Origin of the sequence: Bacillus sp. FSL W8-0770 (genome assembly GCF_038008705.1) — a bacterium.
Lineage (GTDB): Bacteria > Bacillota > Bacilli > Bacillales > Bacillaceae_G > Bacillus_A > Bacillus_A cereus.
In genome coordinates, this window is record NZ_JBBOZR010000001.1 from 205,010 (window position 1) to 219,019 (window position 14,010).

Sequence of the window (14,010 nt, forward strand, 5' to 3'; positions counted from 1 at the left end):
GGAAGTTTTACTGCTCGTTAATGCGGGGTAACAGAGTAGGTTTTCTATACCTACTCTGTTTTTTTATGAATAATTTCATCCTTTTCTTTCGTGAAATACTGCGTGAGTTGTATTTTCACCTCTTCTAGTTTTGTAGAAACTTGCGGTATTTTATATCCTACATACAATGGTGAAACGACAAATCTAGGTACAACTTTACAAATGATTTTTCCATTTAAGTAATAGAAGAATAAGTTATAACTACTGCATCCTTTATGGAAATCTATCAGTATGTAACGTACAGTTTGCTGAATGTAATTTGCCATTTCATCTATATATGAAATATTATCAATGATTATATTGAATTCAGTGAAGCCAATAATGGGACGCTCTGAAATATTAAGTTCAATGCGTTCATTTTTTTGAACAATTACCCCTTGGAAATTTTCTTCTTCAATATTTTCAAGATAATTTACATATTTCATTCCGATAATTTGCATGTGTGCATGATGCAAACTTCCACCTGAAAATGGACCGTGATTTTTGTATAAAATTACAGATGCAAATTCTTCGTTCTTCTGTAAGTGTAACCAATGTTGAATAGAAAATTGCATTAATTTTCGCATATGTTCTTCTGTATATGTTGCGATATGATCTTCGCAATTATCCGTTTCAATCAGCACCGTTTGAAATGTATCTTGTAATGTAGGAAATTTATTTTTTAACCAAATAATAGAACCATCAGTTGCTAAAATATCCGTTAAATGTTCTTTATCGCAAAATGGACATGCAGCGCTTCTATTCCGAATACTTTCTGGTTTTTGTTTACCGATATCGTTTAAAAAATATAGTTGTTGTGTATCCATTTGTATATATGCCCCTTTAAAATATGTGTAAAAATCCCGCTTAATACATTCGGGAAAAGGAGAAGGAAATCCTCTAAAGACAATATGGAAAAAATAAAAGACAAGATATCCTCATTACGATAGGGTACCTTGTCTTTTATTTTTTCTCTAATAGTGTGTATGGATAATATAGAACATTTTCATTATTTTTCTTTTTTCTATTTTTTATTGTGTATAAAGTAATTGCTGTGCTTGCAATTATAATAATGGCTTTCTTCATATTCATATACCCCTTTTTATTGTTGGTTTAATTCTTGGCTAACTGCTTTTGCATCGACTAAAGCGTGTAAAATCATTTTCACCATGTTCATCATATTTCTTCACTCCTTTTTATAGTTCATTTAGTTCTTTTACAACTGCTTGTCCGTTCACTAATACCTCAAAGATTGCTTTTACGATTTCTTTCATTATGTTTGTTTCCTCCTTGTGTTTGTCTCTCTTGTTTTACATCTTTATTGTATAGGGAGGCATCTTTTCGTACTATCGCTTTCCATTACGTGAACATAACAGTTTTGTAAGATTTGATGTCACTTATTGAAATGTTTAGTCTATCTTCATTATTTTCAGAAAAATGACTATTCAAACATGAAACGGGAAAGTATAATAAAGAAGTAAGTATTAAATGCCGTACGAAAGAGGTGAATGAGATGAAACGTTCTTTAGCTGCGCGTGCCAAATTTTTAGATTTTATCTATTTTTGTCGTGCGATTTTTCATGATGTAGTTGTTAACGGGATACGTCTGTCCTTTTTTAACAATTGCATAGTAGCTATTGAACGATAGAAATCTCTTCACCCATTTTTAATAAACGTGTGAAAAGGGAGCTATTTGGCTTCCTTTTTCTATGCCGAAAACCATGGGGAATGTTTCTTTCCCATGGTTTTTTATATTGAAAGGAGTACGGAAAATGACAATTTGTAGTGTAAATAATGTAACGAAATCTTTTGGTGGAAACATCATATTTGAAAATATATCGCTTGAAATAAAGAACGGTGAACGTGTTGGATTAGTTGGTCGAAACGGTAGTGGGAAGACTACAATCTTTGGGCTTCTAACTGGAATGGAAAGTTTGGATGCAGGAGCCATTCATATGAAGAAAGGTACACGTATTGGTCATGTGGCGCAAATTCCGAAATTTGATGAAGATATGACTGTATATGATGTATTGAGTTCTGCTTTTAAAATAGAAAAGGAATTAGAAAGGGAAATGCATGCTTTAGAAAAACATATGGCGGAAGAACAGGAATCGTCTGCTTTACAAAGATTAATGGAGAGGTACGGAGTAATCCAAGAAAAGTTTGCATTCCTTGGTGGTTATGAAATAGAAGCGAATATTATGAAGGTAGCAAATGGTCTACAGGTGACAGAACTATTTCCTCGATCATTTCTGGAGTTAAGTGGGGGGGAGCAAACAAAAGTCAGCCTTGCATACATGCTGTTGCAGAAACCAGATTTACTTTTACTAGATGAGCCAACCAATCATTTAGATTTATTTGCGGTAGAATGGTTAGAACAATTTTTGAAAGAATACAATGGAACGGTTATGGTCATTTCACATGATCGTTATTTCCTTGATGAAGTTGTAACGAAGATTTTTGATTTAGAAGATGGAGAGATTCACGTGTATCATACAAACTATTCTCAGTTCGTTGAGGAAAAGGAAGAACGGTTGCTTCAGGAGTTTCAAGCTTATCAAGAACAGCAAAAGAAAATAAAGAAAATGAAAGAAGCAATTAAGCGACTACGTGAATGGGCAAATCAGGCGAATCCTCCGAATGAAGGATTGCATAAGAGAGCGAGAAGTATGGAACGTGCACTCGAGCGCATGGAAAAACTAAAGAAACCTATTTTAGAGCGAAAACAAATGGGACTTCAGTTTGAAGGCCAAGAGAGAAGTGGGAAAGATGTTGTTGTAATGAAAGAAGTGAGTAAAGGATTTGCTGACCACCCCTTATTTAACGAAGTGAATTTACATGTTCGTTTTCAAGAGCGTGCGGCCATCGTTGGTCGTAATGGTACAGGAAAGACAACGCTACTAAAATTATTATTAGAAGAAATAGAACCAGACGCGGGAGAAATTCGAATTGGTAGTAGTGTGAAAATCGGTTATTTATCACAGCATGCGTACGGAAATATGAAGAGTAATGTATTAGAGGCTTTTAGAGAATATGTAGCTGTAACAGAGGGAGAAGCGAGACATATATTAGCTAAGTTTTTATTTTATGGTCCAGCGGTGTTTAAGAAAGTAACGCAGCTGAGTGGTGGAGAAAAAATGAGGTTAAGACTTGCGCAACTTATGTATCAAGATATCAATTTTTTGATTTTAGATGAGCCGACAAACCACCTCGACATTGAATCAAGGGAAGTTTTAGAGGAAGCTCTTGAACAATATAATGGAACGATTTTAGCTGTTTCACATGATCGTTATTTTTTAAATAAGTTATTTGAAAAGACGTATTGGATTGATGAGCGTAAATTATTTGAGTTTGCAGGGAACTATGCATGGGCTCGTCAAAAGTGGGAGGAAAAGCTCGAGAAACAAGTAACAAAGCAGAAGCACCAAGGAAGAAAAGGTGTGGAAACAGCTCCTGTAAAAAAGAAAGAATCTAGGAATGTTGAAGAGATCGAAACAGAGTTAATGCATGTAGAAGAAGATATATATACACTTGAGTGTAAGATGGAACAAGTAGTTGATGTTGAAATGCTTGAACAATTGTATGAGGAAAAAACGAAGAAAGAGTTGTTACGAGCAGATTTATATAATGAATTAGAGAATATGGTGGAGTAATGAGTAGAAAGCCACTTCCTTTCAGTTTTGCTGGAGGAAGTGGCTTTTTTCATAATGATATTTTGCTTTAAAGGTTAAATGAAGCGATGTGTTTCACGTGAAACAGTAACTTAGATAAATCCATTTTCCTCAATTTGCATAGTTTGTGAAACATATGAAAATGATAAGGTGAAAAATAAATGTCATTAGTGGTTTTTCGATAGGAGTAATTACAAAAACAAAGGCTAATTATTTCCCGAGAGATAAAGTGAGGGCTTTTACGGGCACCCCGACCCTGACCTAACTTATTTTGCTTTCGCTGAATTTTGAGGTGGGGGTCTTACTGCACGGCAAATAGCGGGATAAATATGTGTAACAGAGACTAGTGAATGAAAACAAAAAGAGAGCAAAGTTACAGCTTTACGCGCTGAACTCTGCTCTCTTTTTGCGTGGCATCTTCTCTCGTTGAAATTATAATAGCGATCCCGAGCATGATAAAAAAAGCTAAAAAGAGGACGAACTTTGGGAAGAACGGGAATAGTAATAGCGCTCCGACTATCATAAGTGTTAATAATACGTAGTGCAGGACGTATTGGAATAGGTTGTCCATATTTTCGCCCCCTTTTTGGTAAGTGGTTATTAGTATTCTATGTTTCATGCTGAAGGAATAGAAGTGAATTTTTAATTTTTTTATAAGAAATAAAAGAGAGCGATTGAAGAGTTTATTTCAACAAGTAAACGAAATTATGATGGATATTATAATCAGAAAGTAGATGAATTAGCTAAGCAAGCATTAGAAACGTTGGATATTGAAAAGCGAAAGGAAATTTATAAAAAATTATATCAAGAGTTAAGCGAAGCCCCGCCTGTAATCTTCTTGAATAATAGCAAAATGGTGTCTACACATCATGCACGAATTCAAGGATTATAAGAAGGTGACTATAACGGAGTTTTATTAAGTTTACCTAAATTAAAGATAGAATAATAATTTTAAAAAAATTCTTGAAATATTTATTTAGAAAGAATTGACAAAATATAACTGAAGATATAAGCTAATAACCATAAAGTCTACCGGAAAGGTCGGAATAAGATTGTTACCCCTCAAAAACATCTATTTTTTTACGATTAAAACCGACTTTTCCGATTGGCTATAAAATGTTGCTGTGGGAGGCATACATAAGGCAAGCAGTTCATAAGGTTTAATTATTAAAAAAAGAAAAGTTAGGGTGGGGACAATGAAGAAAAAGACAAAAAAATGGGCTGGTGTATTTTCGGTATTACTGAGTAGTTCGCTTGTGTTATCTGCTTGTGGGGGACAGGAGGATGCGGCTTCTACAGAGCCGGTTAAACAGCAGGATTTAAAAAGTGTGAAAATTGAAAAGATTGCTGCGACAGATAAAACGAAAGTGCCAGACAAGGCGAAGAATAGAAAAGATACGTTAGTAGTTGGTATTAGTAAGCCAGGCGGCGTATTTTTACCATACTTTCAACAAAATGGTTGGGATGGAAACGTAACTTCAGTTATTTTTGCATCTCTCGTATCAACCGATAAACAAGGGAAACCAATTCCAGAATTAGCTGAGAAGTGGGACGTTTCTTCTGATCAGTTAACATATACATTCCATTTACGTAAAGATTTGAAATTTAGTGATGGATCGCCATTAACGGCGGATGATGTAGCTTTCACATTGACGCTTTTACATGATAAGGCATATGAAGGTGAAGTAGATATCTCTCAATATGCCGTTAAAGGTGGTAAAGAATATAAAGAAGGAAAAGCAACTTCAATTGAAGGTATTCAAGTTGTTGATCAACAAACAATTAAAATTACAACTGAAAAAGTGAATTCACAAGCTATATTTGTTTTAGGAGGTACAGTACTATCAAAAGCTTATTATGGAAAAGATTATAAGCAAAATACAAGCTTAGATTACTTAAAAGATTTATATGGAAAGCCATTAGCTGCGGGTCCATATAAATTTGAAAAGTATATTCCAGGTCAAGAAGTTCGTTTTGTAGCAAACGAAAATTATTATGCGGGTAAACCAAAAATTCAAAACTTTATTTATAAAATTACTTCTGGTGATACGAAGCTTCAGTTATTCCAAACAGGAGAAGTTGACCATACTGGCTTAGGTACCGGTGATGAGGTTCTTGAACAGGCTAAGGCTTTAGAATTCGCAAATATCCAAATCGAAACAGCGCCGTCATTTAGTTATATTTATATGAATAATAATAAGCCTTACTTAAAGGATAAAAAGGTTCGCCAAGCACTTATTTACGGATTAGACCGCAAAAAATATGTTGATACAGCGTTAAAAGGATACGGTACAGTAGCCAATGTACCAATTCATCCAACTTCTTGGGCTTATACGGAAGAAGGAGTTAATAAATACGAATATGATAAAGAAAAAGCGAAAAAATTATTAGATGAAGCAGGGTGGAAAGTTGGTTCGGATGGAATTCGTGAAAAAGATGGTCAAAAATTAAAACTTTCTTATTTCGGTCCAAGTTCGGCTAAAGATAGTGATTTATTAATTCCGATTGCGAAAGAGAATTATAAAGAAATAGGTGTAGAGTTTAATCCTGAATTTATGGACTTTAATACGATGCTTTCTAAGGTAAACAAAGGAGATTATGATTTAGCTTCTGTTTCGACACCGATTACAAGTGACCCGAGTGAAACAGCTGGTGAATATTTGTCTACTGCAAATGAAACTAGTCTTGGTTATAAGAATGCAAAAGTAGATGAGCTAATTCAAAAAGGTATTGAAACTGTAGATATCGAAAAGCGTAAACCTATTTATAAAGAATTGTATAAAGAATTAAGTGATGATCCACCAGTAATTCTATTAAACTACCGTAGAACAATTACTGGTTATAACGGGAATATAAAAGGAATTGATCCCGAAAAGTACAACAGTATTAGTGCAAACTTACCAGTATTATCATTTGAAAAATAACGATAAGAATGTATAAGTAGAAGACATTTTTTCATTCGGTTAGTAATGTGCCGCTTTGAAAAAATGTTCTTCTATTTTAAGCATAAGATTGGAGAGAAAAAGGGTGAAAACATATATTGTTCGTAGGTTGTTACAAATGATTCCTACACTACTTGGTACATCAATTATTATCTTCGTCCTGTTCGCACTTCTTCCTGGGGATTATATTGATTCAAACCCGAAAATTACACCGGAAAGAGCAGCTGAACTGAGGGAATTATATGGGTTGAACAAACCGATTGTTGAGCGTTATTTTCATTGGTTAGGTAATGCATTGCAAGGGGACTTTGGCTTCTCGCTTCAATATCAAGAGCCTGTAACGTCATTATTAAATAAATTTATTTGGAATTCTTTTAGTGTAGCAATTATTGCATTGTTTTTTATTTGGCTAATTGCACTTATTATCGGTGTATTCTCGGCGACGAAACAACATTCTTTATTCGATAAACTTGTAACAATCGGTGTTTTTGCAGCAATGTCATTCCCTTCATTCTTTATCGGCTTGTTTTTAATTAAGGTGTTTGCGGTTGACTTTAAGTTATTACCGATAGGTGGAATGATTGATGTTGGCAGTAATTCAACAGGATTTGCTTACGTGATAGAAGTTGCAAAACATATGATTTTACCAGTATTTATTTTGACACTTCTTGGGGTCGGCTCGCTAACTCGTTATTTTAGAACAAGTATGTTAGAGGTTGTAAGACAAGATTACATACGAACAGCAAGAGCGAAAGGTTTGAAGGAGAAGACGGTTATTTATAAGCATGCATTAAAAAATGCAATATTACCAGCAATTACGTTATTAGCATTTGAATTACCGGGATTGTTTTCTGGGGCAATTATTATTGAACAAATTTTTAACTGGCCAGGGATTGGTAATATTCAATTAGAAGCATTAAATTTCCGTGACTATACAGTATTGATGGCATTTACGATGTTTCTTTCTTGTTTAACAATCGTTTCAAACTTTTTAGCAGATATCGTATATGCAGTTGTTGATCCAAGAATTCGGTTGAAGTAAGGGGGGAAAGAAATGGAGACTGTTACAGTAATTACAGAAAAAAAAGAAAAAAAGAGCAGAAGCGAATCATCACCATGGCGACAAGCTTTTAAAAAGATAAAGAAAAATAAGATGGCACTTGTAGGGTTTTATGCATTAATTTTTATGTTTTTATTTTGTTTTATCGGTCCGTTCTTTTCTCCATATGCATCAGGGAAAATACAAGTTGCGCTCATTAACAAACCACCTAGTGTTTCTCATTGGCTTGGTACAGATCAATTAGGAAGAGATATTTTAACAAGGCTTATGCAAGCGGGACGTATTTCATTAACCATTGGTTTAGCTTCAATGGTTTTATCGGTTATACTTGGAGCTTTATTAGGAGCGATTGCAGGTTTTTATCGTGGGATTGTGGACAATATTATTATGCGGCTTGCAGATATTTTAATGTCAATGCCAGGATTACCGTTACTTATTATAATGGGTGCGATTTTATCAGAGTGGAAAGTACCGTCTGATTATCGTTTGTATGTCATTATGATTATTTTAAGTCTAGTAGGTTGGCCAGGGCTTGCACGCCTTGTAAGAGGGCAAATTTTATCACTTAGGGAGCAAGCATTTATGCAAGCTGCGGATGTGTTAGGAATAAAAGATTACCGGAAAATTATATATCACTTAATACCTAATGTTTTACCCATTTTAATTGTTGTATCCACATTAGGTGTTGCAGGTTCTATTTTGGGAGAATCCGCACTAAGTTACTTAGGTCTTGGAGTCGTTCCACCTACACCATCATGGGGGAACATGATTAGCGCAGCTAACTCATTAATCGATTTCCAAAAGCGTCCATGGTTATGGATTCCGCCCGGTTTTGCAATCTTTATAACAGTTGTATCAATTAATTTACTTGGTGATGCACTTCGTGATGCGTTAGATCCAAAGATGAGACGGTAGGTGAGAAGATATGAGTAAAGCGGTAGTAGAGCTGAAAGACTTACAAACACACTTTCAAACGGAGGAAGGAACAGTAAAGGCTGTAAATCATGTTAGTTTTGCTGTTCGAGAGGGTGAAACAGTTTGTGTTGTAGGTGAATCAGGTTGCGGAAAGAGTGTAACAGCTTTATCTATTATGGGACTTATTGCTGAATCAGGCAGTGTAGTGGGTGGAGACATTTTATATGAAGGAAAAAGTCTTTTAGGAATGAAAGAGAAAGAACTTCGTAGTTTACGAGGCAATGATATTGCAATGATTTTCCAAGAACCGATGACATCGCTAAACCCCGTCTTCACTGTAGGGGAGCAAATTGTAGAAACGTTAAGAGAGCATGAATTACTTAGTAAAAATGAAGCATATAAGAAGGCAATTGAGTTAATTCGTAAAGTTGGCATAGCCCGCGCTGATGAAATCGTCCATTCTTATCCGCATGAACTGAGCGGTGGGATGTTACAACGTATTATGATTGCTGTTGCGCTTAGTTGTAATCCTAAGTTATTAATTGCAGATGAACCAACAACAGCTCTTGATGTTACCATTCAGGCTCAAATATTGGATCTACTAAGACAAGTGAAAGAAGAATTTAAAACGTCGATTTTATTAATTACACATGACTTAGGTGTCGTAGCGGAAATGGCTGATTATGTTGTCGTTATGTATGGCGGGAAAGTTATTGAAGAAGCCCCAGTACTAGAGATATTCCAAAATCCAAAACATCCTTATACGAAAGGATTATTGAAATCAAAACCAGTAATGGGAAAACGAATAGATAAACTATATTCTATTCCAGGGCAAGTTCCGAATTTAGTTGGTTTAGGTGAGTTTTGTTACTTTAGTGGGCGTTGTGAGCATTGTATGGAAATATGTGACAAAGAAGCCCCGAATCTAAATGTAAATGATGAAAATCATAAAGTAGCTTGCTGGTTATATGAGGAGCGTGCGGAACAATGAGTGAACCATTATTAGAGGTGAAAAACCTAAAAGCATATTTTCCAATTAAGGGTGGCGTATTTAGTAGAACAATTGGGCATGTAAAAGCAGTTGATGGAGTAAGTTTTACTATTAATAAAGGTGAAGTGTTTGGTCTCGTTGGTGAATCAGGGAGCGGGAAAACAACAATAGGAAAAACAATTTTACGCCTCGTTCAAAAAACGGAGGGAGAAGTGAAGTTTAAAGGAAAAGATGTTCATTCTTTATCCAAGGATGAATTAAGAAAACATCGCCCTAATATGCAGCTCGTTTTCCAAGATCCATTTAGCTCATTAAATCCGAGAATGAGAATTGGAGAAGCGCTTGGAGAGCCAATGTTGGCCCACGGATTAGCAACGAAAGAAAATGTGCGTGAAAAGGTAATTGAAGTATTGGAGTTATGTGGATTAGCTCCTTATCATATTGACCGGTATCCCCATGAGTTTTCTGGTGGACAACGTCAGCGTATCGTAATCGCAAGAGCTATGGTATTAAATCCAGAATTCATTGTAGCTGATGAACCTGTAGCGGCACTAGATGTATCTATCCAAGCACAAATTATTAATTTATTTAGTGAGTTACAGGAGAAAAAGGGATTATCTTATTTATTCATTTCGCATGATTTAAGTGTAGTAGAACACTTATGTACGAAAATCGGAATTATGTATTTAGGTACGATTGTGGAGACAGCACCGCGTGATGAGTTATTTACCAATCCGCTACATCCTTATACGAAAGCATTGTTATCAGCTGTTCCAATACCAGATCCAACAGTGAAGCGAGAACGAATTATACTAGAAGGGGATATTCCAAGTCCAGCAAATCCACCTTCGGGCTGTCGTTTTCATACACGTTGCCCATTTGCAACGGATGTTTGTAAAAAAACAGTACCAGAATTCCGTAATGTTGGTGTAGAGCATTTTGTTGCTTGTCATCACGTATAAAAAAGGACTCTTTCAAATTGAAAGAGTCCTTTTTTTATTTACTAGATGAAGTTTGTTTCAATACAAATTGCTCGATTGCGTGAGCAACACCATGTTCATTGTTTGTTAGTGTTACAACATCACATAGCTTTTTTACATCTTCTTCAGCGTTGCCCATTGCAACAGATAAGCCTGCTACTTCTAACATTGGTACATCATTAAAATTATCACCAATAGCAACTGTATCTTCAATAGGGATATTAAAATGAGCTGCCATCTGCTGTATCCCGTTTCCTTTATGTCCATTCTTATCCATAATTTCTAAGTTAGTAGGAGCCGATGCTGTAACCATAATATCAGCATCTTCTTGTAATATACTTAATAGCTGTGCGCGATGCGCTGCATTAAACGTTAAAATGAAGAATTTAGATATTTCTAGTTCTTGGTTATTTACAACATCTTCTATTTTTTTGAAATCAGTAATTAGGTTCGATTTCTTTTGCTTTTCTGTAATTCGTTCAAGTTCCTCTAATGTAACATCAAGCGCATGCTTATTTTCTTCGAATGCTTGCATCACTTGATCTTGCCATGTATATGGAGAATAAACTCCTTTATTTGTATATAGCTTATATGGGAAACCTTCAGATTCTAGTAATTTTGCAAGTTTGTACACTTTGTCGTTTTGTATACAACGCGAGTTAATTACTTTTCCATCCACATAAACAATAGCCCCATTGCTTGCTCCGACTGGAAGAGATAATTTATATTCTTCCAATAGCTTTAAAGCATCCTCTTTCGCACGACCAGAACAGATCATTACAATATGACCGGCTTCTTGTGCAGTTTGGATTGCTTGTAGGTTTTCTTTGGAGATTTCAAGATTAGATGATAGTAGTGTACCATCCATATCTAATGCGATTAATTTCAAAATGACCACCTCTTTGTTTTTATTATACATAGTTATATAGAGGAAACATATAAACTTATCTTGGAAAGACGGTATTTTATCTCATATTAAAAGTAAGTAAAGATTAGATAGGTTTAGTGGCACTAAATAAACAATTTGCAACAAAAATAGAGAGGAATATGACTACATTTCACTTTATGACTGTAATGTTACACGAATGTTACAAACGTGAACTTAGTGAAAAACGCATTAAATAAAGGTTTTTGAGGGTTATTATAAAAAACGTAAAAAAAGTGTAATAAATTTTACGTAATTATATTGCAACGTAATAATAGTTATGTTACATTAATGTTACAAACGTTACGTTATCAAATTTAATGTAACGTTAACATAAAAACTATGAAATAAACATTTCTTAGAAATTACATATAGATAACTTATAAAAAGGGAGGATAAATGACATGAAAGAGCAAGTATTACAAGTAACAAAAGGTGACTTCGTAGGATCAGCAAGTGGAGCGGTAGTATTAACAGCATTAATCGTATTTTTATCAAGCGTATTAGTATAATAGAAGTTTTGTAATAAAAGAAGAAGAGAGGAGAATGAAAGATATGAAAGAGCAAGTATTACAAGTAACAAAAGGTGACTTCGTAGGATCAGCAAGTGGGGCAGTAGTATTAACAGCGTTAATCGTATTTCTATCAAGCGTATTAGTATAATAGAAGCTTTGTAACAAAAGAAAAAGAAGGGAGAATGAAAGATATGAAAGAGCAAGTATTACAAGTAACAAAAGGTGACTTCGTAGGATCAGCAAGTGGAGCGGTAGTATTAACAGCATTAATCGTATTTTTATCAAGTGTATTAGTATAATAGAAGTTTTAAATTAAACAAAAAAGGAAGGAGAATGAGGGATATGAACAGTGAACAAGTGTTTCAAGTAACAAAAACAGATTTATTAGGATCCTTAGGTGGAGCGGTAATATTAACATCATTTATTCTATTCCTTGCAAATGTATTAGTATGAGATATATAAATACAATCATTCAAAAAAAATAAAGACTCTAACGTATTAGTAAGTAGTTAATATGTTGGAGTCTTTTTTATATTCTTCTTATATACCCTCAAGTATTAAAGTTACCTCATTATCCAGCATTCATGGCTAATTAAACGCTGCGGTTGAAACTTGATTCAACGAATAATCAAAAATCTACTGAATAAAATCCCGCTTTATTTCAAAGAGAAAAAAGTCGAATTTTATATGTAAGAAAAAAAGAGGAATTTGACAGAAAAGATAGAAAATTTTAAAGGTCAGAATTTGTTAGCTTGCTAACTAATTTCTATTAATTAATGTTGGAAGCGTTTTCGGTTGGTTTTAAGTATGGACCATTTAATCTATTTACAGGGGGATGAAGATATTATGAAACAAAAATCTATGGATACGCTAGCTGCACAAATGGAGGACTTTTTTCCAGTACGTGATGTAGATCATTTGGAATTTTACGTAGGGAATGCAAAGCAATCGAGTTATTATCTTGCGAGAGCGTTCGGATTCAAAATTGTGGCTTACTCTGGATTAGAAACTGGAAACCGTGAAAAGGTATCTTATGTTCTTGTGCAAAAAAATATGCGTTTCGTTGTGTCTGGAGCTTTAAGTAGTGAAAATCGTATTGCAGAGTTTGTAAAGACTCATGGTGATGGCGTGAAGGATGTGGCACTACTTGTTGATGATGTTGATAAAGCATACTCAGAAGCAGTGAAACGTGGTGCCGTCGCAATTGCTCCACCACAGGAATTAACAGATGAGGACGGTACATTGAAAAAAGCAGTTATTGGTACGTATGGTGATACAATTCATACGCTTGTAGAGCGTAAAAATTATAAAGGGGCATTTATGCCAGGATTCCAAAAGGTAGAATTTAATATTCCATTTGAGGAGTCTGGTTTAATTGCTGTTGATCATGTAGTTGGTAATGTTGAAAAAATGGAAGAGTGGGTTAGTTATTACGAGAATGTTATGGGCTTTAAACAAATGATTCATTTTGATGATGACGATATTAGTACAGAGTATTCGGCGTTAATGTCAAAAGTTATGACGAATGGAAGTCGTATTAAGTTTCCTATTAACGAACCAGCAGACGGAAAGAGAAAGTCACAAATTCAAGAGTATCTAGAATTCTATAATGGAGCTGGTGTACAACATCTTGCTTTATTAACAAGTGATATTGTTAAAACAGTTGAAGCGCTTCGTGCAAATGGGGTGGAGTTTTTAGATACACCTGATACTTATTACGATGAGCTAACTGCACGAGTTGGAAAAATCGATGAAGAAATTGATAAGTTAAAAGAATTAAAGATCTTAGTAGATCGTGATGATGAAGGTTACTTACTACAAATCTTTACGAAACCAATTGTAGATCGTCCGACTTTATTTATTGAAATCATTCAACGTAAAGGTTCTCGAGGATTTGGTGAAGGAAACTTTAAAGCGTTATTCGAATCAATTGAAAGAGAACAAGAGCGTCGCGGAAACTTATAAGATTTGTATCCACCAGCAAAAGTCCCTT

General features: G+C 34.7%; 16 protein-coding genes and 1 pseudogene. 13 read left to right on the forward strand and 4 right to left on the reverse strand.

Annotated elements, in window-relative coordinates:
- Window positions 1-50: 50 nt before the first annotated feature.
- Window positions 51-845: a DUF4931 domain-containing protein gene (locus NST27_RS01180; protein ID WP_001987642.1), complete on the reverse strand. Its 795-nt coding sequence runs from the start codon at window positions 843-845 to the stop codon at window positions 51-53.
- 136 nt (window positions 846-981) lie between these two features.
- Entirely contained in the window at window positions 982-1,110 is a 129-nt protein-coding gene (locus NST27_RS01185; protein ID WP_001998915.1) for a hypothetical protein, read from the reverse strand.
- 421 nt (window positions 1,111-1,531) lie between these two features.
- On the opposite strand from NST27_RS01185, the gene NST27_RS01190 reads away from it, so the two are divergent.
- Both NST27_RS01190 and abc-f read left to right on the forward strand, forming a co-directional pair.
- Window positions 1,532-1,666: an RAxF-45 family protein gene (locus NST27_RS01190; RefSeq protein ID WP_000830642.1), complete on the forward strand. Its 135-nt coding sequence runs from the start codon at window positions 1,532-1,534 to the stop codon at window positions 1,664-1,666.
- A 124-nt stretch (window positions 1,667-1,790) separates the two neighbouring features.
- Window positions 1,791-3,671, forward strand: a complete 1,881-nt coding sequence (abc-f, locus tag NST27_RS01195) for a ribosomal protection-like ABC-F family protein (RefSeq protein ID WP_000150888.1) — start codon at window positions 1,791-1,793, stop codon at window positions 3,669-3,671.
- 391 nt (window positions 3,672-4,062) lie between these two features.
- Here abc-f and NST27_RS01200 read toward each other — a convergent pair whose 3' ends face one another.
- Entirely contained in the window at window positions 4,063-4,260 is a 198-nt protein-coding gene (locus NST27_RS01200; RefSeq protein ID WP_000369263.1) for a hypothetical protein, read from the reverse strand.
- 102 nt (window positions 4,261-4,362) lie between these two features.
- Here NST27_RS01200 and NST27_RS01205 point away from each other — a divergent pair.
- The 6 genes and pseudogenes from NST27_RS01205 to NST27_RS01230 form a co-directional block, all read left to right on the forward strand.
- Window positions 4,363-4,581: pseudogene (locus NST27_RS01205) on the forward strand (ABC transporter substrate-binding protein); the annotation flags it as partial.
- Between the two features lie 304 nt (window positions 4,582-4,885).
- Window positions 4,886-6,613 carry an ABC transporter substrate-binding protein gene (locus NST27_RS01210; protein WP_000730665.1) on the forward strand — a complete coding sequence of 576 codons (1,728 nt, stop codon included), beginning with the start codon at window positions 4,886-4,888 and terminating at the stop codon, window positions 6,611-6,613.
- 103 nt (window positions 6,614-6,716) lie between these two features.
- Complete coding sequence (locus NST27_RS01215) at window positions 6,717-7,673, forward strand: ABC transporter permease (protein WP_000860748.1); 957 nt, start codon at window positions 6,717-6,719, stop codon at window positions 7,671-7,673.
- Window positions 7,674-7,685: 12 nt separating this feature from the next.
- The gene (opp4C, locus tag NST27_RS01220; RefSeq protein ID WP_000451080.1) at window positions 7,686-8,606 is read left to right on the forward strand and encodes an oligopeptide ABC transporter permease; all 921 of its coding nucleotides are present in this window, start codon (window positions 7,686-7,688) and stop codon (window positions 8,604-8,606) included.
- 10 nt (window positions 8,607-8,616) lie between these two features.
- Window positions 8,617-9,597 carry an ABC transporter ATP-binding protein gene (locus NST27_RS01225; protein WP_000030777.1) on the forward strand — a complete coding sequence of 327 codons (981 nt, stop codon included), beginning with the start codon at window positions 8,617-8,619 and terminating at the stop codon, window positions 9,595-9,597.
- Window positions 9,594-10,559 (forward strand): ABC transporter ATP-binding protein, encoded by a 966-nt coding sequence (locus NST27_RS01230; protein WP_001294485.1) that lies wholly within the window; start codon window positions 9,594-9,596, stop codon window positions 10,557-10,559. The genes NST27_RS01225 and NST27_RS01230 overlap by 4 nt, the downstream gene beginning before the upstream one ends.
- A 34-nt stretch (window positions 10,560-10,593) precedes the next feature.
- Here the strand turns inward: NST27_RS01230 and NST27_RS01235 are convergent, their stop codons facing one another.
- Entirely contained in the window at window positions 10,594-11,466 is an 873-nt protein-coding gene (locus tag NST27_RS01235) for a Cof-type HAD-IIB family hydrolase (RefSeq protein ID WP_000766421.1), read from the reverse strand.
- A gap of 440 nt (window positions 11,467-11,906) precedes the next feature.
- On the opposite strand from NST27_RS01235, the gene NST27_RS01240 reads away from it, so the two are divergent.
- From NST27_RS01240 to hppD, 5 genes are all read left to right on the forward strand, one after another.
- The gene (locus NST27_RS01240) at window positions 11,907-12,014 is read left to right on the forward strand and encodes a DUF3948 family protein (RefSeq protein WP_000664237.1); all 108 of its coding nucleotides are present in this window, start codon (window positions 11,907-11,909) and stop codon (window positions 12,012-12,014) included.
- A 34-nt stretch (window positions 12,015-12,048) separates the two neighbouring features.
- Window positions 12,049-12,165, forward strand: coding sequence for a DUF3948 family protein (locus tag NST27_RS01245; protein WP_000654250.1), 117 nt, complete (start codon window positions 12,049-12,051; stop codon window positions 12,163-12,165).
- A gap of 43 nt (window positions 12,166-12,208) precedes the next feature.
- Window positions 12,209-12,316 (forward strand): DUF3948 family protein, encoded by a 108-nt coding sequence (locus NST27_RS01250; RefSeq protein WP_000664237.1) that lies wholly within the window; start codon window positions 12,209-12,211, stop codon window positions 12,314-12,316.
- 43 nt (window positions 12,317-12,359) lie between these two features.
- Window positions 12,360-12,470, forward strand: coding sequence for a DUF3948 family protein (locus NST27_RS01255; protein WP_001083690.1), 111 nt, complete (start codon window positions 12,360-12,362; stop codon window positions 12,468-12,470).
- Between the two features lie 393 nt (window positions 12,471-12,863).
- Complete coding sequence (gene hppD, locus NST27_RS01260) at window positions 12,864-13,982, forward strand: 4-hydroxyphenylpyruvate dioxygenase (RefSeq protein WP_000810922.1); 1,119 nt, start codon at window positions 12,864-12,866, stop codon at window positions 13,980-13,982.
- The last annotated feature ends 28 nt before the right edge of the window (window positions 13,983-14,010 follow it).